Origin of the sequence: Brevibacterium sanguinis (assembly GCF_039528855.1) — a bacterium.
Classification (GTDB): domain Bacteria; phylum Actinomycetota; class Actinomycetes; order Actinomycetales; family Brevibacteriaceae; genus Brevibacterium; species Brevibacterium sanguinis.
This window is the reverse complement of the sequence record NZ_BAAAMB010000014.1, coordinates 78,201-97,914: the sequence shown is the minus strand read 5'-3', so window position 1 is coordinate 97,914 and position 19,714 is coordinate 78,201. Positions and strand designations below refer to the sequence as shown.

The window sequence follows — 19,714 nt, the reverse complement described above, 5'->3', positions numbered from 1 at the left end:
CTCAGTTCTCCTCCGTCGCATCTGCAGTCTCACGCCCGTAGGGCAGCCGGTCGTCGAACTCCTGGCCCTCCCACTGCTCCCGCACCCAGCCGTGCGCCGGATCATCGGAGATGAGCCACACGCGCTCGGGGTCGGGGCCGGCCATGACGTTGAGGTAGTAGTTGTCATAGCCCGGGGCGGCCGCGAGCGGCCCGTGATAGCCGAAGGGGACGAGGGCGACGTCGCCGGTGCGCACGATCGCCGAGGTCTCGATCTCCCCGGCCGGGGACGAATACGTCGTGAAGAGGGCGAACGGGTCGGCGGACGCGGGGGCGTCGACACCGCGGGAGACGGCCGTCTCGAAGTAGTAGATCTCCTCGAGGCGGGACTCCTCTCCGGCGATCGCCTCGTCGTGCTTGTGGGGCGGGAAGGACGACCAGTTCTCCGCGGGCGTGATGACCTCGCACGCGATGATCTTCACGCAGTCGAGTCCCGCGGGGGTCGCGAAGTTGTGGACCTGGCGGCTCGAGCGGCCCGCACCGCGGAGTTCGACGGGGACTTCGGCGGCGGTGAGGAACTGGACCGGGCGGGTCTCCGTCGTCGGGGCCTCGCAGACCGCAAGGCGACCGACCCCGCGCAGGCTCGCCGAGGCGCCCGTGGGCAGGTAGAGGCAGTCCGCGGGACCGTGGAAGACCGAGGGCCGGCCGGTCAGCGCCTGCGTTCCGGTCGTGCCGTCGGCCAGGGCGTAGTCGACGGTGAACGCCTCCCCGCTCAGCGGAACGATGACCCGTTCGACCGCCTCGGCGGGCAGATCGATGCTGCCGTCGCGGTCCCCGCTGCCGTCAGTCTCCGTGGGGACCGGACCGCCGAGGTCGGCGATCTTCAGCCCCGTGTGCGCCCAGCCCTCGAACGTCGCGTCGACGTTCGATTCGAAGCCGTCACGGGCGAGCGTTCCGCGGGGGTGGAACCATTCGTTGGTCATGCTGTGGCCCTCTCGGATCCGTGGACGAGCGCGGCGGCGCGGTCGACGGCCCCGGCGACGTCGCCGTCGGCGGGGTAGACGATCGAGCGGCCGATGACGAGACCGCGCACTCCCGGCAGTGCCAGCGCTGCCTCCCAGCTGCGGAACGTCGCCTCCGGGTCGTTCGAGCGCTCGCCGCCGAGGAGGAGGGTCGGCAGGGTCGTCGCGGCGAGGACGCGCTCCATGTCGTCGACGACGGGGATCTTCAGCCACGTGTGCGCCGAGGTGGTGCCGAGTCCCTGGGCGATGCCGATCGAGGTGATGACGGCCTCGGGGGTGAGGAGGTTGCGGACCTTCCCGTCGACCCATTCGCTGAGGAAGGGCTCGAGCATGACGGGGATGTCGTGCTCGGCGCACGCGTTGATGGCGTGGGCGTTGGCCTCGAGCGCCGAGGCGGTCGCCGGGTCGCCGAGGCTGATGCGCAGGAGGGTCTTCGCGAGGTCGATGCCGTCGCGGGCCATGCCGGCGGCGGTGTGGCCGGTGAAGCGGTCGTCGATCTCGAAACCGGAGCCGGCGAGCCCGCCGCGGTTCATCGAGCCGACGGCGAGCCGGTTCTCGAGGCAGCCGAGGAACGCGAGGTCGTCGAGGATGTCGGGGGTGGCGAGGACTCCGTCGACGCCGGGGCGGGCCAGTGCGGTCGCGAGCCGCTCGAGGAGGTCTGCGCGGTCGGCCATCGCGAGCGGGTCGTCGCCGACCTTGTTCGCGCCGCGGGCGGGATGGTCGGCGGCGACGATGAAGAGGCGGGAGTCGCTGCCGCCGATCGAACGCCGCGTCCGGGCCGACCAGGCGGCGGAGATCGCGCCCGGGTCGTCGAAGCGGGCATCGCGGAGGCGGGCGAGCGCGGCGGGGGAGAGGGTGGAGGTCGGCATCAGCGGTCCTTCGATGTCGCGGCGGCGGGGGTCGTGGTGTCATTCGCCGAGGCGGTCGGGGTGGTTCCGACGACGTCGGTGACCTCGGCGGTCGTGGGCATGGCGGTCGAGCATTCGCGGCGGGTCGCGACGATGGCGCCGGCGACGTTGGCGAAGCGCAGGAGGTAGTCGAGGTCCCAGCCGGCGAGCAGCCCGAAACACAGCGCACCGCCGAAGCCGTCGCCGGCGCCGAGGCCGTTGACGACGTCGACGGGGTAGGGCGGGACTTCGACGCGCTCGGTCGCGGTCTTCGCGAGCACCCCCTTGGGTCCCTGCTTGACGATCGCGAGTTCGATGCCGCGTTCCAGCAGGGCGTCGGCGGCACGGTCGGGGTCGGTCTCGCCGACGGCGATCTCGCACTCCTCGCGGTTGCCCACGGCCACGGTGACATGCTCGAGGGCACGGCCCACCTCGGCGGTGGCGGTGGCCGGATCGGACCAGAACATCGGGCGGTAGTCGAGGTCGAGGATCGTGTGCTCGGCGCGGCCCCGCGCCCGCCACGCGGCGTGGTGGGCCGTCCGGCTCGGTTCGCGGCTCAGCCCGGTGACGGTGGCCCAGAAGATCCGCGCCTGCGCGATCGCCGCGAGGTCGAGGTCGGCCTCAGTGATCGTGAGGTCGGGGGCGATCGGATCGCGGTAGAAGTAGAGCGGGAAGTCATCGGGCGGAAAGATCTCGCAGAACGTCACCGGCGTGTTGTGCTCGGAATCGGTGCCGACGAAGCGGTTGTCGACGCCGAGGCGGGTGAGCTCTGCCTTGAGGTAGCGCCCGAAGGGATCGTCGCCGGTCGCGGTGATGACGGCCGAGTCGAGCCCGTACCGTGCCGCGGCGACGGCGACGTTCGAGGCCGAACCGCCGAGGTATTTGCCGAAGGTCGCAACCTCGGCGAGGCCGACACCGTCCTGGAGCGGGTAGATGTCGACGCCGATCCGACCCATGCTGACGAGGTCGAAGGGCGCAGTCGAGCCGGTGGTGGTCTGCGGCTCCGAGGAGGGTGCCTGGGGCATGGGCGTTTCCGTTCCTTCCGTGCGGCGGCGTTGCCGTGAGTCCGTGGTCTGACGCAGTCCGAGCGGATGCTCAATCTTTGTCAGGACAAACTATTTGTCATGACAATATCACTCTTGGAGGCCTGCGTCACCCCCTTTTTTCGTCTCGGGGATCGTCTCGGCGATGCTGAGGATGGGGGCGCGTATCTGGCCGGCGCGCCGAGGGCCCGGCGGGGCAGATCGCTGCATGCCAGAACCCGGCGTGGCAGATCGCTGGGGCGACGACGGAGTCGGCGATCCGGCGCAGCTGCCCGCGGGGTCACCCCGCCGATCGCTGCGCCCGCGCGTCACCGGGCGACGAGGGTCGTCTCGAACGAGTAGAGATCGGGCCGGTAGCAGTGGTCTCCCCATTCGACGATCGCGCCGGAGTTGTCGAGTGCGGTCCGCTGCATCGTCAGCAGCGGTGCCTCGGCGGGGGTGTCGAGGAGATCGGCTTCGTCGGAGGCGGCAGCGCGTGCGCCGATGCGCTGGTGGGCGACGGAGAAGACGACCCCGCGCGCCCGCAGCGTCTCGTAGAGCCCGGTAGTGACGAGTTCGCCCGCCGTGATGTCGGTGAACGGCTCCGGCAGGATGTTGTGAAGGAGGGCGAGCGGAGTCGCCCCGATGAGCCGCAGTCGGCGCAGATGCAGCGTCGGTGCTCCCTCGGCGACGCCGAGGTGGTCGGCGGTGTCGCGGTCAGCGGCCATGACCTGGTGGGAGAGCACCGTCGTCGCCGGCTTGTTGCCCGACTTCTCGAGGTCCTCGTTGAGGCTCGTGAGATCGACGGCCCGGGCGACGGGTCGCTGGAGCACCTGCGTGCCGACGCCGCGGCGGCGCACGAGCATCCCCTTGTCGACGAGGTCCTGGATCGCCTGGCGGATCGTCGGCCGGGACAGGCCGAGGCGCTTGGCCATCGACACCTCGTTCTCCAGCCTCGTGCCGGCGGCGAGATCGCCCGCGGCGATCGCGGCTTCGAGCCGGCGGGCGATCTGGACGTAGAGAGGCGTCGCACCGCTCGCGCGGTCGAGGGGACCGAAGAACTCCTCGGTGAGCTCGATCTCGGGTGCACGCGCCATGTTCTCTCCTTGTTCTCTCCCCGAGCTTACCGGGCGCGGACGCCCGCCCGACCGCCTCGGCGCACTGGACCTTCCGACGTTCTCACGCCACGTGACCACGGGCGGTGAGGAGCACCTCGGCGGCGGTTTCGAGTCCTTCGATCCGGCCGAGATCCTCGTCCTCGTGTTCGATGTGGACGGCCATGTCCGGGTCGACGGCGTGGAGGGCCGCGACGAACCGGTCCCAGAACGCCTGGTCGTGGCCGCGGCCGAGGGCGACGAAATCCCACGCCGACTCCGCAGGCCACCGGCTGATCGCCGCATCCCCGCGGATCCGCGTGATCCGGTCGCCGGTGAAGCGGGTGTGGCGGTCATCGAGGACGCCGTGGATCGCGGCGGCCGGATTGATCCGCACGTCCTTGGCGGCGGCATGATAGACCCGCTCGCCGAGGTGGTCGATCGCGGCGATCGGATCGATCCCCTGCCAGAAGAGGTGGGAGGGGTCCATCTCCGCGCCGATGCTCTCCGCGTCCGCGGCATCGATGAGGCGTTCGAGGGTCGCGGGATTGAAGACGAGGTTGTGCGGGTGCATCTCGATGGCGATCCTCACCCCGTGGTCGGCGGCGAGTCGGTCGAGGTCGCGCCACACGGGGACCGCGCGGGCCCACTGGTCGTCGAGGATGTCGAGGAGGGAGGACTCCCAGGGATTGACGATCCAGGTGGGAACGGCCGCCTCGGCGCCGGCCCCGGGAAGACCGGACATCGTCACGACCCGGGTCTGGCCGAGTCGGTGCGCGACGCGGATCGCGCGGTCGATGTCGGCGAGAGTGGGCGGGCCGATGCGCGGATCCGGGTGGAGGGGATTGCCGTTGGCGTTGAGGCCCGCGAGTTCGACGCCCGCCTCGGCGAAGAGGCCGAGGTAGTCGTCGCGGGCGGTGTCGGAGGTCAGGATCTCATCGATCGTCGGCATGTGGACGGGTGGGAGGAAGCCGCCGACGTTGATCTCCGCCGCGTCGAGGCCGAGGTCGCGGATCACGGCGAGCGCCTCGGGCAGCGGGCGATCGTGGAGGATCGCCGTGTAGACGCCGAACTTCACGCCGTCACCTCCTCGCGGGCACCGGCGTGTGCCGCCGAGGCGATGACGGCGTCGCGCACCGCCAGGGCGTGAAGGCCCTCGCCGAAGGACGCGCAGCGGGGGAGGGAGTCGGCGGCGGGGCGACCGCCGACCTCCTGGAGGAAGGAGCGGGCCTGGAAGACGAAGCCGTCGTTCTGGCCGATGCCGATGCCGGGGGCCGCCATCGGCAGGCCATCGGCGATGTAGGGGTGGGCGGGGCCGAGCTGGACCGTCGTCAGCCCGTCGCGCAGCGGGTCGCCGCTCGTCGTGCCGAGGTCGATCGAGCCGGGCGAGCGCATGTCGAAGCGGGCCGAGCCGTTCTCGCAGAAGACCTCGACGGCCAGCGTGTTCGGGTGGCCGGCCGAGATGCGCGAGACCTGGATCGTGCCCGATCCGGTGGGGAATTCGACGCCGAAGCCGGCGTAGTCGTCGTTGGTCACCGGCTCGTACTCATCGCTGACCTCGACGTGGTCGTGGCCGATGACGTGACCGAGCGGCAGCGGGCGTTCGGTGATCGCGGTGTGGAACCGGCCGCCGGAGACCGCGAGGATCGGGCCGGCGATGAATTCGACGGTGTCGGTGAGGTGGCTGCCGAGGTCGGCAAGGGCCCCGGTGCCCATGTCGCCGGTGTAGCGCCAGCTCATCGGGGCCAGCGGTGAGCACGCGTAGTCGGTCCAATAGTGGGCGTCGATGTGGTGGACGGGGCCCAGGGTGCCGTCGGCGACGAGTTCGGCGATCGCGGCGATCCCGGGTGCGCGGCGGAAGGTGAAGCCGAGTCGCGCAATCGTCGGTGCGGCCTCGGCCGCGGCGACCATCGCCTCGGCGTCGGGGATGGTGTCGGTCAGCGGCTTCTCGCACAGGACGTTCTTGCCGGCGGCGAGCAGGGCCTCGACGAGCTCGCGGTGGAGGGAGTTCGCGACGACGACGCTGACGATGTCGATGTCCTCGGCGTCGACGATGGTGCGCCAATCGGTGTCGTAGCGCTCGTAGCCGAAGTGGGCGGCGGCCGCCTCGGCGACCTCGGGGACCATGTCGCACACGGGGACGAGCCGGACCGGGGGAGTGGATTCGCTGGGGGCTGCGCGCCAGGCGGCGGCGTGTGCGCGACCGGCCATGCCTGCGCCGATGACGGCGACGCCGAGAGTGTTGACCATGACTTCTCCTTCGAAGATCGAGGTGGGCACCTCCACCATAGCGAGATATTTGTCCGGTCAAAAGAGTTTCGGACGGTTAATTTGTCCAGACATTTAATCGAGGGTCGATTGAGACGCGATCGGGCCTCGGGTTCCCAGGAGACTCCCCGGTAACAGCATCAAGTCCCGTTGTATTCTCACAGTGGGCCGTCGGCCCGGCACGTCCCGTCAATGGTGGGAAGACGCTGATCAGCAGCGCCTATCCCGAACCGAGGAGTACACATGTCAGAGAAGCCTGCTGTCGTCCTGGTCCACGGATTCTGGGGAGGTGCCGCCCACTGGGCCGATGTCATCGTCGAGCTGAGCAAGATGGGCTACACCGACCTCCACGCGGTCGAGAACCCCCTCACCTCGCTCGGCGACGATGCCGAGCGCACGCGCAAGATGGTCGCCCAGATCGACGGCCCGGTCATCCTCGTCGGCCACTCCTACGGCGGTGCCGTCATCACCGAGATGGGCGACCAGCCGAACGTCCTCGGCCTCGTCTACATCGCGGCGTTCGCCCCCGACGCCGGGGAGAGCCCCGGCGGGATCACCCAGGAGATGCCGCCCGAGGGTGCCGCGAGCATCGCGCCTGATTCCGACGGCTACCTCTGGATCGCCCAGGACAAGTACCACGAGAACTTCTGCCAGGACCTCGGCGACGAGCAGGCCCTCGTCATGGCGGTGACGCAGAAGGCGCCGCTGGGCTCGACGTTCGAGGACATGATCACGGCTCCGGCGTGGAAGGCGAAGCCGACGTGGTACCAGGTCTCGACGCAGGACCGGATGATCGCCCCGGACAACGAGCGCCGGATGGCCGAGCGGATGCAGCCGCAGAAGACGATCGACCTCGACGCCAGTCACGCCTCGCTCGCCTCGCAGCCGAAGGCCGTCGCCGACCTCATCGACGAGGCCGCGACGACGATGATGGCGTGAGGCCGCTCCAGACACCGCTGGCGCCGGGTGATCGGCTGAGGTCGGCGGCCTGCATGCGGGGATCTGCCGCCTGACACGACGCCCCCGAGGGGAATCGAGCTCGAGAATCGTCATGATGTCGAGTCGGATCCGACTCGGGGGCGTCGCTGTGTCAGTGTGGGCGCCCTCGCCCGGTGACCTCAGTCCGTGGTGACCTCAGTCCGTGCCGGCGTCGAACGCGGCGGAGAGACCTGAACGGTCGGTCGCGGCATCGACGTCGACCGGGGAGCTTGCGATCTCCTCGGCGCCTCCGGCTTCGAGCGAGCCGACGAGCTCCGAGGTCGGGCCGGAGACGATGCCCATCGCCGCGTACTGCTCGAGGCGGGCACGGGAGTCGGCGATGTCGAGGTTGCGCATCGTCATCTGCCCGATCCGGTCCTCGGGGCCGAACGCGGCGTCGCCGACGCGCTCCATCGACAGCTTCTCCGGGTGGTAGGACAGGTTGGGGCCCTCGGTGTTGACGATCGTGTAGTCGTCACCGCGGCGCAGGCGCAGGGTGACCTCACCGGTGATCGCCGAGGCGACCCACCGCTGCATGGACTCGCGGAGCATGAGCGACTGCGGGTCGAGCCACCGGCCCTCGTACATCCGGCGGCCGAGACGGCGTCCCTCTTCGTGGTAGAGGGCGATGGTGTCCTCGTTGTGGATCGCGTTGAGCAGGCGCTCGTACGTGATGTGGAGCAGCGCCATGCCCGGGGCTTCGTAGATGCCGCGTGACTTCGCCTCGATGATCCGGTTCTCGATCTGATCGGAGACGCCGAGGCCGTGCCGGCCGCCGATCTCGTTGGCCTTGTAGACCAGGGCGACCGGGTCGTCGAAGACTTCGCCGTTGATCGCCACGGGCCGTCCGGCTTCGAAGCGGACGGAGACCTCTTCGGTCTCGACCTCGACGTCGTCGCGCCAGGCGGCGACGCCCATGATCGGTTCGACGATGTCGAGTCCGTTGTCGAGGAACTCGAGGCTCTTCGCCTCATGCGTCGCGCCCCAGATGTTCGCGTCCGTCGAATATGCCTTCTCCGCGGAGTCGCGGTACGGGTAGCCGTGGGCGACGAGCCATTCGCTCATCTCCTGCCGCCCGCCGAGCTCCTCGACGAACGTCGAGTCGAGCCACGGCTTGTAGATGCGCAGCTTCGGGTTGGCCATGAGGCCGTAGCGGTAGAACCGCTCGATGTCGTTGCCCTTGTAGGTCGAGCCGTCGCCCCAGATGTCGACACCGTCCTCCTTCATGGCGCGCACGAGCATCGTGCCGGTCACGGCCCGCCCCAGCGGCGTCGTGTTGAAGTAGGTCTTCCCGCCCGAGCGGACGTTGAACGCACCGCACTGGAGGGCGACGAAGCCCTCTTCGACGAGGAGGCGCTTGGCGTCGACGAAGCGTGCGATCTCCGCCCCGTACTCCTTCGCCCGCGCGGTCACGCCGTCGAGGTCGGGCTCGTCGTACTGGCCGATGTCCGCGGTGTACGTGCACGGGATCGCGCCCTTGTCGCGCATCCAGGCGACCGCGCACGAGGTGTCCAGGCCACCGGAGAAGGCGATGCCGACGTATTCGCCGACGGGCAGAGTTGAGAGAACTTTCGACATGGTCATCACTGTATCTCTCCGACGCCGTCCGTGTCGAATTGTTATGCAGAGCTATGTATTTTTATGTGCCAGCGCCGAGGCGGCCCGCCGTTCCGCTGCCCGTGGCCTGCCGTTTCGCCCCACAGGGCGGTCGGGGCGGGGCGCCGTGCAACCCGACGCCGTGCCGTGCGACACCCGTCCGATCGGTGCTGGTGGGCGCGACACACCCCTCGTGTCGGCCAAAAGTACTCTCGCCGGCGTCTAGTTGTGGGGCAATTTCACTTTTGGCCCGCGATGTCGCTGGTTGTTCGTCTTCTTGCCCGCGGAAGTACGTTTCGCACACACCCGTACTTTTCGCCGCCGCGACGGCTTGCGATGCCCCTCCGACTGGTGCACCGCGGGGCGACACGCCCTACGTGTCGGCGAAAAGTAGTTTCGCCGGCGACTAGTTGTGGGGCAATTCGACTTTTGGCCCGCACTGTCGCTGGCGGCTCAACTTCTTGCCCGCGGAAGTTCGTGTCGCCGGCCGTTTGACTTCTTGCCCGCAGGAGTGCGTTTCGCACACACCCGCACTTTTCGCCGCCGAGGTTCCGCGCGGCGCCCTTCCGGCCGGTGCAGCGCGGGCGACACACTCCTCGTGTCGGCGAAAAGTACTTTCGCCGGCGTCTAGGTGTGGGGCAATTTCACTTTTGGCCCACATTGACGCCGCCCGTTCGACTTCTCGCCCGCGGAAGTGCGTTTCGCAGGCCGCTCCACTTCGCGCCTGCAGGAGTGCGTTTCGCGCACGCTCGCACTTCTCGCCGCCGAGGCTCCGCGCGGCCGGGTCAGGGACGCTGGTGGGAGCGGATCGCCTCGGCGACGGCGATGGCATCGTCCTGCGGCGCATCGGACTTCCGGTCCGGACGCGCGATGAACAGGTAGAGGAAACCGGCGGCGAGGACGACGACGAGCCCGATGAGGACGATGTAGTCGGAGAAGAACGCGCCCGTATCGCCAGGCATCGCGAGGAGGATCATCGCGAAGATGCCGTACGCGAGGGCGGCGACGTTGACGACGGCGCCCCACGCCCCCAGCGACCACGGTCCGGCCGGCTTCCACCCCTTGGCTCGCTGCCGCAGGGAGGCGAGGACGACCATCTGGAACGCGAGGTAGATGCCGAGGATCGCGAACGAGGTGACGGCGACGAGGATGCCGTCGTTGAACCAGATGAGCACGCAGATCAGCGCCGGCGCGGTGCACGCGACGATGAGGGCGTTGCGGGGGACCTTCGTGCCCTCGGTGACCTTCGAGAGCCACCGGTGGCCGGGCATCATCCCGTCACGGGCGAAGCTGAAGATGAGGCGCGAGGCTGCGGCCTGGAGGCTGAGCACGCAGGAGATGAACGCGAGGATCGCGATGAGGAGGAAGAGCTTCGCGCCGACCGGTCCGAGGCTGCCCTCGAGGATCGAGGGGATCGGGTCGGCGACCTCGCCGGCGACGATCGCGTCGAGGTTCGGGGCGGCGAGGACATAGCCGCCGAAGGAGAAGAGCGCCGAGACCGCGCCGACGATGATCGTCATGATCATCGCCTTGGGGATCCGGCGGGCGGGGTCCGAGACCTCCTCGGCGACGTCGGCGCACGCCTCGAAGCCGTAGAAGAGGAAGAGGCCGGCGACGGCCGCACCCATGAAGGCGGCGAGATAGCTGCCCTCACCGGCGACTCCCATCGCGTCGAAGAACACGGAGAACGGGTGCTTGCGCTCGAAGATGAGGAGGAAGAGGCCGAGCCCGATGACGCCGATGAGCTCGGCGAAGAGGCCGATGCGGGCGATCCGGGCGAGCCATTTCGTGCCGCTGAAGTTGATGGCCAGGGCGAGGACGAGGAGCACGAGAGCGAGGATGAGGGTGACGTTGCGGGTGAGTTCGAGGCCGAAGAGGCTCGCGACGAAGCCCGCCCCGAACTCCGCCACCGAGGTGATCGTCACGATCATCGCGCAGATGTAGACCCATGCGGCCATCCATGCGTACCGCTTGCCCCAGAGCCGGCGAGTCCACGGGTAGATGCCGCCGGCGATGGGGAACTGGGAGACGACCTCGCCGAAGACGAGGGCGACGAGGAGCTGACCGGCGGCGACGATGACGATCCACCAGATCGAGGGCGGACCGCCGGCGGCCAGGGCGACGGCGAGCAGCGAGTAGACGCCGACGAGCGGCGAGAGGTACGTGAATCCGAGGGCGAAGTTCGCCCACAGGCTCATCGACCGGTCGAAGGAATCGCTGTAGCCGAGGACGGAGAGATGGTCGCCATCGGAGAGGTGTCGGCCGGGGCTCGCCGAGGCAGGGGTGCCGGGGCCGTCGGCAGGGCCGGGTTGGGCGGATTGCTGGGGACTATCGGACATGGGGTGCACCTTTGCACGAATCGACGGTGATTCAACCAGCTCATCGTAGCTGACCAGGGACGAAGCCGAACCGGTAGGGCTGACGTGTCGGCCGCGGATTGGAGAGGCAGTCGCCCCCGGGGTGGGGAGGCGGGTCGGTCCCGGGATCGGGAGGCGCGTCGGCCCCACGGCGGGGAGGCGGCTCGGCCGCGTGACGGAGGAGGAGATCATCCGCGCGCGGGAGGCCCGGCGGTCCGGGCGGTCGTACATTGGAGGGACGAACACGCAGAGTGCCGGCACGGCACGGAGAGCACCGGAGAGAACCGGAGCGATGAGCGCCGGCACCCAGAGCACCGGAGCGGAGGAGATCATGGGTCGAGCGATCGAGCATCACGAGTCATCGACGTCCGAGGCCACGACACCGGGCGAAAACGGGCCCACGGACGAGAACGGGCCCGCACACGACGATGGACACCCGTACGACCATGCACACCCGCATGACGATGGGCGCCGGCTCGACGAGAAGGGGCGTCCGCTCGACATCGTGCCGCAACGCGTCCCGTGGCCGGCCGTCGGAGTCTTCATCCTCGTCGCGGGCAGTCTGGCCTGGGTGGTCTGCCTGCCGCTGTGGGTCTCCGGCAAGGGGCTGAGCGATCCCGTCCTTGTGCAGCTGTGTGGGATGGCGATGATGTTCACGCCGCTGCTCGCCACTATCGCCGCGCTGATCGTCCAACGCCGAGATCGCCCCAAGGCCCGGGTTCGCCCCAAGACCGAACTCAAACCCAAGTCCGAACTCAATCCCAACGCCGAACTCCATCCCGCGCCCGGCGCACACCCCGAGGCACCCGCCGGAACGTACCCCGCCGGAACGGACCCCGAAGCCGCGGACCCCGACACCCCCGCACCCGGAGCCGGCCGCCTCGCGAGCGTCCCGCGCTGCCTCGGTCTCTGGCCGCTCTACCCGGTCGGTCGGGTGCTCGGCATGAGCGGTCTCGCCGTGCTCGGCATCTACGCGATCGTCATGGCCGGCTACCTCATCGCCGCGGCGTTCGGCTGGATGGACATCGACCTGTTCGGGCTCTCGGGCTACCGGCTGGCACAGCAGGAGATCCCGGGGATCAGCACGCTGCCGATCGCCGTGTCCGTGGCCGTCTACCTCCTCATCATCGTCGTCAAGACCGGCGAGACCGCACTCTTCGCCTTCGGGGAGGAGGTCGGCTGGCGCGGCTGGCTCATCACCAGCCTCCGCCCGCTCGGCACCTGGCCGGCGCTGATCATCATCGGCGTCGTGTGGGGGCTGTGGCACGCCCCGCTCATCCTCCTCGGCTACAACTTCGCCCGCCCCGACCTCCTCGGCCTCGGACTCATGGTCGTCGGGTGCGTCATGGTCGGCATCCTGCTCGGCTGGCTGCGACTGCGCACCGGATCCGTGTGGCCCGCGGTCGCCGCCCACGCCGCCCTCAATGCCTCGGCGGGGATGCTGCTGGGTCTCGTCATCGACGCGAACTCACCGACCCCCGACCCGGCGCTCGTCACGACCCTCGGGGTCGCCGGGTGGATCGTCATCGCCGTCATCATCATCGTCCTCCTCGCCACCGGGCAGTTCCGTGAGTCGCGGTTCCCCGGCATCAAGTCGCCTCGCCGGAATGATCCCGTGAAGCCCCAGGTCGCCGAGGTGGTCGACCCCTGACGCTCCCAGGTGCGGTCACCGTTGAGCGGGGGCCGGGGTTCCTATAGGCTCGGAATCCGATCACCGCTGACGAGAGGGAGAAGCCCATGGCACTTGGATCATCGCTGCTGCGCACCGTGGGACGCATGGCGACCGCACCGATCTTCATCATCGGCGGATACTCCGCGCTGACGAACCCGGGAGGTCGGGTCGAGATGGCGGCGCCGACGCTCGATAGGATCCGCGAGTACGTCCCCGCCCTGCCCGACGACAACGAACTCCTCGTGCGGATCAACGGCGGCATCCAGCTCGCCGCCGGCACGACGCTGCTGCTCGGCATCAAGCCGCGCCTGTCCGCGCTCGCCCTCGCCGGCTCCCTCATCCCCACGACGATCGCCGGTCACGCCTTCTGGGATGAGGACGAGCCCCAGGCGACCGCCCAGAAGATGCAGTTCGCGAAGAACCTCGCCGCCCTCGGCGGGCTCATGCTCATCGCCGGCGCCGACGATCCGCACAAGGCGATCGAGAAGGCCGCCGACAAGGCCGGTCGCAAGGGCGAGAAGCGCGGCTACCGCGAGGCCAAAGAGGTACTGAAGCAGAAATGACCGCGGAGCCGACCAGCTCTGATCCCACCTTCGTCCCACCCGCTGCGGTCGTCACCTTCAAAGACATCGACGACCCGCAGCTGTGGATGAAGCCGAGTCAGCGGACCGACATCGCTGTCGTCGACCACGACGAGACCTGGGCGGACGACTTCGAGCGTCTGGCGGCGATGATCCGGGAGGCCCTCGGGGAGACGGTGCTCGCGCTCCAGCACGTCGGGTCGACCTCGGTGCCGGGGCTCGCCGCCAAACCGGTCATCGACATCGACATCCTCGTCGCCGACCCGAGCGACGAGGACGCCTACCGCCCGGCGCTTTCCGCCGTCGGCTACGACCTCGTCGTCCGCGAGCCCGGATGGTACGAGCACCGGGCCTTCCGTCACCAGGACGCTGATGGCACACCGCGTCTGCCGCACTCGAACCTCCACGTCTTCGGGCCGCACTGCCCCGAGTTCGCCCGGCACCGGATCTTCCGCGACCACCTCACCTGCGATGCCGCCGACCGCAGCGCTATGCCGAGGCCAAACGCGGTGCCGCCGAACAGGCGAACGCGGCAGGGGAGACGATGATGGACTACAACGCCCGCAAGCAGGCGGTCATCCGCGACATCTACGCCCGAGCGTTCGCCGCCGCCGGCCTCACCTGAGCCTCGCACTCGCGGCACACCCCTGGCATTCTCACGCAGAGCGCCTATGCTCGAAACATGGCGAAGGCACTTCTCATCGTCGACGTGCAGAACGACTTCACCGAGGGCGGAGCGCTCGCGGTGACCGGCGGGGATGCCGTCGCGTCCGGAATCTCCGACTACCTCGGCGAGCACGCCGGCGACTACGACGCCGTCGTCGCCTCCCGGGACTGGCATGACGGCGCCGGCGACAACGGCGGCCACTTCGCCGCCGCCCCCGACTTCGTCGACTCGTGGCCCGTCCACTGCGTGGCTGGCACCGAGGGTGCCGAGTTCGATCCCCTCCTCGACACGAGCGCGGTCACGCACTCCATTCGCAAAGGCCAGGGTGTGCCCGCCTATTCCGCGTTCGAGGGGACGACGGAGACCGGGGACAGCCTCGGCGAGCTTCTCACCCGCCTCGCTGTCGCCGAGGTCGACGTCGTCGGCATCGCCACCGATCACTGCGTGCGGGCCACGGTCCTCGACGGACTCGCCGCGGGACTGCGCGTCCGCGTGCTCGACGACCTCATCGCCGGCGTCGGCGCCGAGTCGAGTGCGGCGGCACTCGCGGAGATGAGGGCCGCCGGGGCGACCATCGACTGAACCGCCGGTCCACGCTCCCCTCCCCATCGAAAGTTGCAGACGAAGTCTCAACTCTCTTCCGATGTGCCCGGCCGGGGAAATTGATGTGCTGGATGCATGAAGAATTCCCTTGCGAACATCGGCACGTCGCTCGTGTCGAAACGCGGCGCGTGGATCGTCCTCGGTGCCGTCCTCGTCCTGGTCACCCTCCTCTTCGGGCTCCTCTCCGGGGCCGGGGAGGACCGCCCCATGGAGTCGGCCCCGCCGGATTCGGAGTCGAGTCAGGTCGCCGACACCCTCGCGAAGTTCCCCGACGCCGATGAGCAGACCGTCATGGTCGTCGCCTCCCGCGCCGACGGGCAGGCCCTGAGCCCAGCCGACGAGTCGGGCCTGACGGACCTGGGCGGCAGCCTCAGCCAACCGGATGCCGAGGTCAGCGGTCCGGTGACGAGCGACGACGGGGAGGCGGCACTGCTCATGGTGCCGATCACCGTGGGGCTGACGAATTCGGAGACCGCCGACACCGTCGACGCACTGCGAGAGACGATCGCCGGCGACGCCGGGGCCCAGCAGCTCGAGGACGCCGGTGTCTCCCTCCTCGTCACCGGCGGCCCGGCGATCGGGGCGGACATCGCCTCGGCGTTCAACGGGGCCGACTTCACGCTGCTCATCGTCACGGTCGTCATCGTCGCCCTCCTCCTCATCATCACCTACCGCTCACCGATCCTCTGGCTGCTTCCGCTCGTCGTCATCGGCACCGCCGACGGGCTCGCCTCGACGGTGACCGCGGCACTCGGCGATGCCTTCGACCTCCAGTTCGATGCCGGCATCATCAGCGTCCTCGTCTTCGGCGCCGGCGCCAACTACGCCCTCCTCCTCATCTCCCGGTACCGCGAGGAGCTCGCCCTCGTGGCCGATCACCGGGTCGCGCTCGCCGCGGCCTGGCGGCACACCGTCGGCACGATCCTCGCCTCGAACCTCACCGTCGTCCTCTCCCTGGCATGCCTCGTCTTCGCCGTCATCCCCGGCACCCGCGGGCTCGGCATCACCGCAGCCGCCGGTCTCCTCATCGCGGCAGCCGCGGTGCTCATCGCCCTGCCCCCGGTGCTCGCGATCTGCGGCACACGCGTGTTCTGGCCGTTCGTGCCCACGGTCGACGGCAGTTCCACCCACCCCGCACCCACCGAGGCGACCGCCGCCACCGTGACCGCCCCCACCGAGGCGGCCGCTGCGGATTCCGCACCCGCCGAGGCCTCCGGCACGGACCCCGCACCCCACTCCGCACGGTCGACCGCCACCGCCCGGTCGACCGCCTCGGCGCGCCCGTCGCTCTGGCGCCGCATCGCCACGTGGGTGGTGCGCCGGCCAGGCCTCTACCTCGGCGTCGGCATCGCGGTGCTCGCGATCATGGCGACCGGACTGCTCGGCACAACGGTTGGTCTCGACCAGGAGGAGAAGTTCCGGGTCCAGTCGGAGTCGGCGCAGGGCCTCTCGGTGCTGGGGGAGCACTTCCCGCCCGGGGAGTCCCAGCCGATCTGGGTCGTCGCCGACGCCGACCGAGCCGCGGACGTCGTCGACTCCGTCAGTGCGATCGACGGAGTCGTGCGCGCCGTGCCCGTCGCGGAGACGACGATCGACGGCGAGCCGACGGCGAAGATCATGGTCACCGGCGAATACGCCCCCGACAGCCCCGCCGGACTCTACCTCGTCGAAACGATCCGCACCGATGTCCACGCGATCGCCGGAGCCGACGCCGAGGTGGGCGGTGCCGCCGCCACGGAACTCGACGCCCGCGCCGGCAACGCCGAGGACTTCCGCACGATCGTCCCGCTCATTCTTCTCATCAGCGCCGTCATCCTCCTCGGGGTGCTCCGGGCACCGCTCGTCGCCCTCACCCTCCTCGTCGTCAACATCGCCTCGGCCGCCGCGGCGATCGGTCTCGGCGCGGCCCTGAGCCGGGTGATCTTCGGGCAGGCGGCGATCGACGCACAGGTGCCGATCCTCGCGTTCCTCTTCCTCGTCGCCCTCGGCATCGACTACTCGATCTTCCTCTCCCACCGGGCGAAGAAGGAATCCGAGGTCCACGGTGCGCGCCAGGGCATCATCGACGCCGTCGCCCACACCGGCGGGGTCATCACGAGTGCGGGCATCGTCCTGGCCGGGGTCTTCGCGGCCCTCGGCATGCTGCCGCTCATGGTGCTCGGGCAGCTCGGGCTCATCGTCGGCGTCGGGGTCCTCGTCGACACCGTGCTCGTGCGCACGATCATCGTGCCCGCGATCTTCGGGCTGGCCGGCAGTCGGATCTGGTGGCCGAATCGGAGGATCGCCCGCGCCGAGGCGGTCGCGGACTCCGCGGCCCCCGCGCGGTCAGGCGCGGGTTCGGTCGCGGTCGAGGAGCCGCGGGTCGAGGTCGTCCATGGCCGGTGACGGCTATCCTGACGGGGAGAGGGAAGGGGGCGGTGTGAGCTCACACGGATGGACCGTGCGGACGATGGAGATCGGTCAGCACGCGATCGCCCTCGTCCTCACCGTGATCTCGGCCGTCCGCGCCGCCGTCGTCGGGGCACCGGCGGCCGCGGTCATCGCCGTCAGCCTCGTCTTCCTCGCGTGGTACGTCCTCGGGGCGGTCCGGGCGGCGCGCGCCGAGACGGTCGTGCTCGCGCGCTGGTGGCTGCTCGTCCTCGCCGCGATCTGGCTCGTCGCGCTCATCGTCTCCGCCGAGTTCATCTGGGTCGCCTTCCTCCTCTGGCTGCTCGCCGGGCACCTCCTCTCGCTGCGCCTCGCGGTGGTCTTCACCGCACTGACCTACCTCGCGACGATCGCCGCACCCCTGCTCCATCACGGCACGGTGGGCACCGCGAGCGTCATCGGCTCCCTCATCGGCGCGGTGTTCGCCCTCGGCCTGTCACGCGGGTACATCGAACTGCTGCGGGAGGGGCGGCGCCGGGAGGAGCTCATCCGCTCACTCGAGGCCGCCCACCGCAGCCTCGTCGACCTCCAGGACGAGCTCGCCCTCACCCAGCGTCACGCCGGTGAGCTGCGGGAGCGCACCCGGATCTCGCGCGACGTCCACGACACCGTGGCGCAGGAGATCTCCTCGATCCGGCTCATCGCCCACGCCGAGGCGGAGCGGACGACCGATCCGCACGCGCGGCAGGTGCTGCGGCAGGTCGAGGACCTCGCGGCGGAGGGATCGCGGGACATCCGGCGGATCATCGCCGAGCTCACACCGGCCGAACTCGAGGACGGTGCCCTGCCGGCGGCGCTGCGTCGCCTGCTCACCCGGCTCGAGGAGGAGACCGCGATGACCACCGGACTCGACGTCGACGAGACGATCACCGCGCTGCCCGCCGAGGTGGAGGTGGCGCTGCTGCGCACCGCCCAGTCTGCTCTCGCCAACGTCCGTCAGCACGCGCAGGCGTCGCGGGTCAATGTCAGCCTCGCCGACTCCGAGGGCACGATCCGCATGGACATCGTCGACGACGGGGTCGGGGTCGACGCCGGTGATTCGCGCACCCGAGGCTCGGAATCGGGGTTCGGGCTCGACTTCATCGCCGCACGGATGCGCGAACTCGGCGGGGACCTCGTCATCGAGACGAGTCCCGGTGCCGGGTTCGCGATCTCGGCGACCGTGCCGCTCAAAGGGGTGAGCCGATGACGATCCGCGTGATCCTCGTCGACGACCATCCGGTCGTGCGCGCCGGCCTGCGCGCGGTCATCGACGCACCAGAGCACATCGAGGTCGTCGGGGAGGCCGGTGACGGCGCCGAGGCGCTCGCCCTCGCCGCGAACACCGCCCCGGATGTCGTCGTCTGCGACCTGCGGTTGGGAGACGGCATGGACGGGATCGCCGTGACGACGCAGCTGCGGGCCCTGCCGCACCCGCCGGCCGTGCTCATCCTCACGACGTTCGACCACGACGCGGAGATCGTCGCTGCGCTGGGCGCCGGTGCCGCCGGGTACCTCCTCAAGGACATCGAACCGGCGCAGATCACCGTCGCGATCGAGCAGGCGGCCCGAGGGCAGACGTACCTGCCGCCGGAGATCAGTGCGAAGGCGATCGCACAGATGCGCAATCCCGGACCGCAGCTGACCCGGCGCGAACGCGAGGTCGTCAAGCTCCTCGCGACGGGGGCGTCGAACGCGCAGATCGCGCAGGAGCTCTTCGTCACCGAGGCGACCGTGAAGAGCCACCTCGTCAACGTCTTCGCGAAGCTCGGCGTCGACTCGCGGGCGCGGGCGATCCGCGTCGCCGAGGACACGGGACTCGTCTAGTGCGCTGCGCAGCCGATCCAGCGCCCTCCGGTGCCGTGGGCTGCCGCCCAGCGCTGCCGTGAGCTAGCGCCCGAGACCGTAGTGCTCGGCGAAGGGATCCCAGTCCGGGTCGGAGTGGACCTCGAGCTCGACGTACCGGGCGGCTTCGGCAGCCGCCTCGGCGCCGGAGAGCTGCGCGATGAGGGCGGCGGTCATGTCCATCCCCGCCGCCACCCCCGACGACGTCCAGCGGTCACGGTCCTCGACCCAGCGCGCGTGCGGCACCCAGGTGACGTCGTCGCCCTGCGATGACGCCCACGCGAAGGCCAGCTTGTTCGACGTCGCCCGATACCCGTCGAGGAGACCGGCGGCAGCGAGCACAGCCGACCCAGTGCACACCGAGGTGACCAGCGGTGAGGCGCGCGCCCACGTGGACAGGAGGGCAAGGAACCCGGGGTCGGTGACGAGCCGCCGGGTGCCGTTCCCGCCGGGGACGAGGACGATGTCGGGTGAGGGGGCCGTGGACAGCGACTGAGTGGCGACCACCTCGGCGCCCTGACTGCTGCGCACCGGCCCGACCTCAGGGGCGATGTACGTGATCCGGTACTCCTCGGGCAGCACACTGAGCAGTTCGACGGGACCGAAGACGTCGAGGAGTTCGAAGCCGTCGAAGAGGAGGATGCCCACGCTGCGCGATGTCGGTGCCTCGGTGCTCATGGGGCCATCGTAGCGGCGAGGGGTGACACGAACCACGAGACTACAGGTGACCTATGATCT

17 protein-coding genes are annotated in these 19,714 nt (G+C 69.8%); 8 read left to right on the top strand and 9 right to left on the bottom strand.

Annotated features, from left to right (window positions below; genetic code table 11):
• Position 1 precedes the first annotated feature (1 nt).
• The 6 genes from iolB to ABD154_RS15220 form a co-directional block, all read right to left on the bottom strand.
• Entirely contained in the window at positions 2–961 is a 960-nt protein-coding gene (iolB, locus tag ABD154_RS15245) for a 5-deoxy-glucuronate isomerase (protein ID WP_211978718.1), read from the bottom strand.
• Positions 958–1,869 (bottom strand): class I fructose-bisphosphate aldolase, encoded by a 912-nt coding sequence (locus ABD154_RS15240; RefSeq protein WP_211978719.1) that lies wholly within the window; start codon positions 1,867–1,869, stop codon positions 958–960. The genes iolB and ABD154_RS15240 overlap by 4 nt, the downstream gene beginning before the upstream one ends.
• A complete protein-coding gene (iolC, locus tag ABD154_RS15235; RefSeq protein ID WP_249120999.1) occupies positions 1,869–2,912 on the bottom strand; it encodes a 5-dehydro-2-deoxygluconokinase in 1,044 nt (347 codons plus the stop codon). Before iolC ends, ABD154_RS15240 begins: the two co-directional genes overlap by 1 nt.
• Before the next feature lie 326 nt (positions 2,913–3,238).
• Positions 3,239–4,006 (bottom strand): GntR family transcriptional regulator, encoded by a 768-nt coding sequence (locus ABD154_RS15230; RefSeq protein ID WP_198499720.1) that lies wholly within the window; start codon positions 4,004–4,006, stop codon positions 3,239–3,241.
• An 82-nt stretch (positions 4,007–4,088) separates the two neighbouring features.
• On the bottom strand, positions 4,089–5,081 hold the full coding sequence (locus ABD154_RS15225) for a sugar phosphate isomerase/epimerase family protein (protein ID WP_211978720.1): 993 nt from the start codon (positions 5,079–5,081) through the stop codon (positions 4,089–4,091).
• Positions 5,078–6,253 (bottom strand): Gfo/Idh/MocA family protein, encoded by a 1,176-nt coding sequence (locus tag ABD154_RS15220; protein WP_344251590.1) that lies wholly within the window; start codon positions 6,251–6,253, stop codon positions 5,078–5,080. The genes ABD154_RS15225 and ABD154_RS15220 overlap by 4 nt, the downstream gene beginning before the upstream one ends.
• Positions 6,254–6,514: 261 nt before the next feature.
• Here ABD154_RS15220 and ABD154_RS15215 point away from each other — a divergent pair, with 261 nt between their 5' ends.
• On the top strand, positions 6,515–7,210 hold the full coding sequence (locus tag ABD154_RS15215) for an alpha/beta hydrolase (protein WP_198499717.1): 696 nt from the start codon (positions 6,515–6,517) through the stop codon (positions 7,208–7,210).
• Positions 7,211–7,405: 195 nt separating this feature from the next.
• Here the strand turns inward: ABD154_RS15215 and argG are convergent, their stop codons facing one another.
• Positions 7,406–8,827: an argininosuccinate synthase gene (gene argG / locus ABD154_RS15210; protein ID WP_198499716.1), complete on the bottom strand. Its 1,422-nt coding sequence runs from the start codon at positions 8,825–8,827 to the stop codon at positions 7,406–7,408.
• 803 nt (positions 8,828–9,630) lie between these two features.
• Positions 9,631–11,184, bottom strand: coding sequence for an APC family permease (locus ABD154_RS15205; protein ID WP_344251589.1), 1,554 nt, complete (start codon positions 11,182–11,184; stop codon positions 9,631–9,633).
• A 310-nt stretch (positions 11,185–11,494) separates the two neighbouring features.
• On the opposite strand from ABD154_RS15205, the gene ABD154_RS15200 reads away from it, so the two are divergent.
• The 7 genes from ABD154_RS15200 (at position 11,495) to ABD154_RS15170 (ending at position 18,958) form a co-directional block, all read left to right on the top strand.
• Positions 11,495–12,853, top strand: coding sequence for a CPBP family intramembrane glutamic endopeptidase (locus tag ABD154_RS15200; protein ID WP_344251588.1), 1,359 nt, complete (start codon positions 11,495–11,497; stop codon positions 12,851–12,853).
• 86 nt (positions 12,854–12,939) lie between these two features.
• Positions 12,940–13,437, top strand: a complete 498-nt coding sequence (locus ABD154_RS15195; protein WP_344251587.1) for a DoxX family protein — start codon at positions 12,940–12,942, stop codon at positions 13,435–13,437.
• Positions 13,434–14,003, top strand: a complete 570-nt coding sequence (locus ABD154_RS15190) for a GrpB family protein (RefSeq protein ID WP_344251586.1) — start codon at positions 13,434–13,436, stop codon at positions 14,001–14,003. The genes ABD154_RS15195 and ABD154_RS15190 overlap by 4 nt, the downstream gene beginning before the upstream one ends.
• Before the next feature lie 134 nt (positions 14,004–14,137).
• Positions 14,138–14,704, top strand: coding sequence for an isochorismatase family protein (locus ABD154_RS15185; protein ID WP_344251585.1), 567 nt, complete (start codon positions 14,138–14,140; stop codon positions 14,702–14,704).
• Positions 14,705–14,800: 96 nt separating this feature from the next.
• A complete protein-coding gene (locus tag ABD154_RS15180; protein ID WP_344251584.1) occupies positions 14,801–17,110 on the top strand; it encodes an MMPL family transporter in 2,310 nt (769 codons plus the stop codon).
• Between the two features lie 34 nt (positions 17,111–17,144).
• On the top strand, positions 17,145–18,341 hold the full coding sequence (locus ABD154_RS15175) for a sensor histidine kinase (protein WP_344251583.1): 1,197 nt from the start codon (positions 17,145–17,147) through the stop codon (positions 18,339–18,341).
• Entirely contained in the window at positions 18,338–18,958 is a 621-nt protein-coding gene (locus ABD154_RS15170) for a response regulator (RefSeq protein ID WP_344251582.1), read from the top strand. The genes ABD154_RS15175 and ABD154_RS15170 overlap by 4 nt, the downstream gene beginning before the upstream one ends.
• Before the next feature lie 63 nt (positions 18,959–19,021).
• Here the strand turns inward: ABD154_RS15170 and ABD154_RS15165 are convergent, their stop codons facing one another.
• Complete coding sequence (locus ABD154_RS15165) at positions 19,022–19,654, bottom strand: DJ-1/PfpI family protein (RefSeq protein WP_344251581.1); 633 nt, start codon at positions 19,652–19,654, stop codon at positions 19,022–19,024.
• Positions 19,655–19,714: the final 60 nt, after the last annotated feature.

Excerpts from the sequence above, each read along its gene's own strand:
- ABD154_RS15170 (WP_344251582.1), top strand. The coding sequence starts at position 18,338 with ATGACGATCCGCGTGATCCTCGTCGACGACCATCCGGTCGTGCGCGCC.
- ABD154_RS15200 (WP_344251588.1), top strand. The coding sequence starts at position 11,495 with ATGAGCGCCGGCACCCAGAGCACCGGAGCGGAGGAGATCATGGGTCGA.
- ABD154_RS15220 (WP_344251590.1), bottom strand. The coding sequence starts at position 6,253 with ATGGTCAACACTCTCGGCGTCGCCGTCATCGGCGCAGGCATGGCCGGT.
- ABD154_RS15165 (WP_344251581.1), bottom strand. The coding sequence starts at position 19,654 with ATGAGCACCGAGGCACCGACATCGCGCAGCGTGGGCATCCTCCTCTTC.
- ABD154_RS15205 (WP_344251589.1), bottom strand. The coding sequence starts at position 11,184 with ATGTCCGATAGTCCCCAGCAATCCGCCCAACCCGGCCCTGCCGACGGC.
- ABD154_RS15240 (WP_211978719.1), bottom strand. The coding sequence starts at position 1,869 with ATGCCGACCTCCACCCTCTCCCCCGCCGCGCTCGCCCGCCTCCGCGAT.
- iolC (WP_249120999.1), bottom strand. The coding sequence starts at position 2,912 with ATGCCCCAGGCACCCTCCTCGGAGCCGCAGACCACCACCGGCTCGACT.
- ABD154_RS15190 (WP_344251586.1), top strand. The coding sequence starts at position 13,434 with ATGACCGCGGAGCCGACCAGCTCTGATCCCACCTTCGTCCCACCCGCT.
- ABD154_RS15230 (WP_198499720.1), bottom strand. The coding sequence starts at position 4,006 with ATGGCGCGTGCACCCGAGATCGAGCTCACCGAGGAGTTCTTCGGTCCC.
- ABD154_RS15180 (WP_344251584.1), top strand. The coding sequence starts at position 14,801 with ATGAAGAATTCCCTTGCGAACATCGGCACGTCGCTCGTGTCGAAACGC.
- ABD154_RS15215 (WP_198499717.1), top strand. The coding sequence starts at position 6,515 with ATGTCAGAGAAGCCTGCTGTCGTCCTGGTCCACGGATTCTGGGGAGGT.
- ABD154_RS15195 (WP_344251587.1), top strand. The coding sequence starts at position 12,940 with ATGGCACTTGGATCATCGCTGCTGCGCACCGTGGGACGCATGGCGACC.
- ABD154_RS15185 (WP_344251585.1), top strand. The coding sequence starts at position 14,138 with ATGGCGAAGGCACTTCTCATCGTCGACGTGCAGAACGACTTCACCGAG.
- iolB (WP_211978718.1), bottom strand. The coding sequence starts at position 961 with ATGACCAACGAATGGTTCCACCCCCGCGGAACGCTCGCCCGTGACGGC.
- argG (WP_198499716.1), bottom strand. The coding sequence starts at position 8,827 with ATGTCGAAAGTTCTCTCAACTCTGCCCGTCGGCGAATACGTCGGCATC.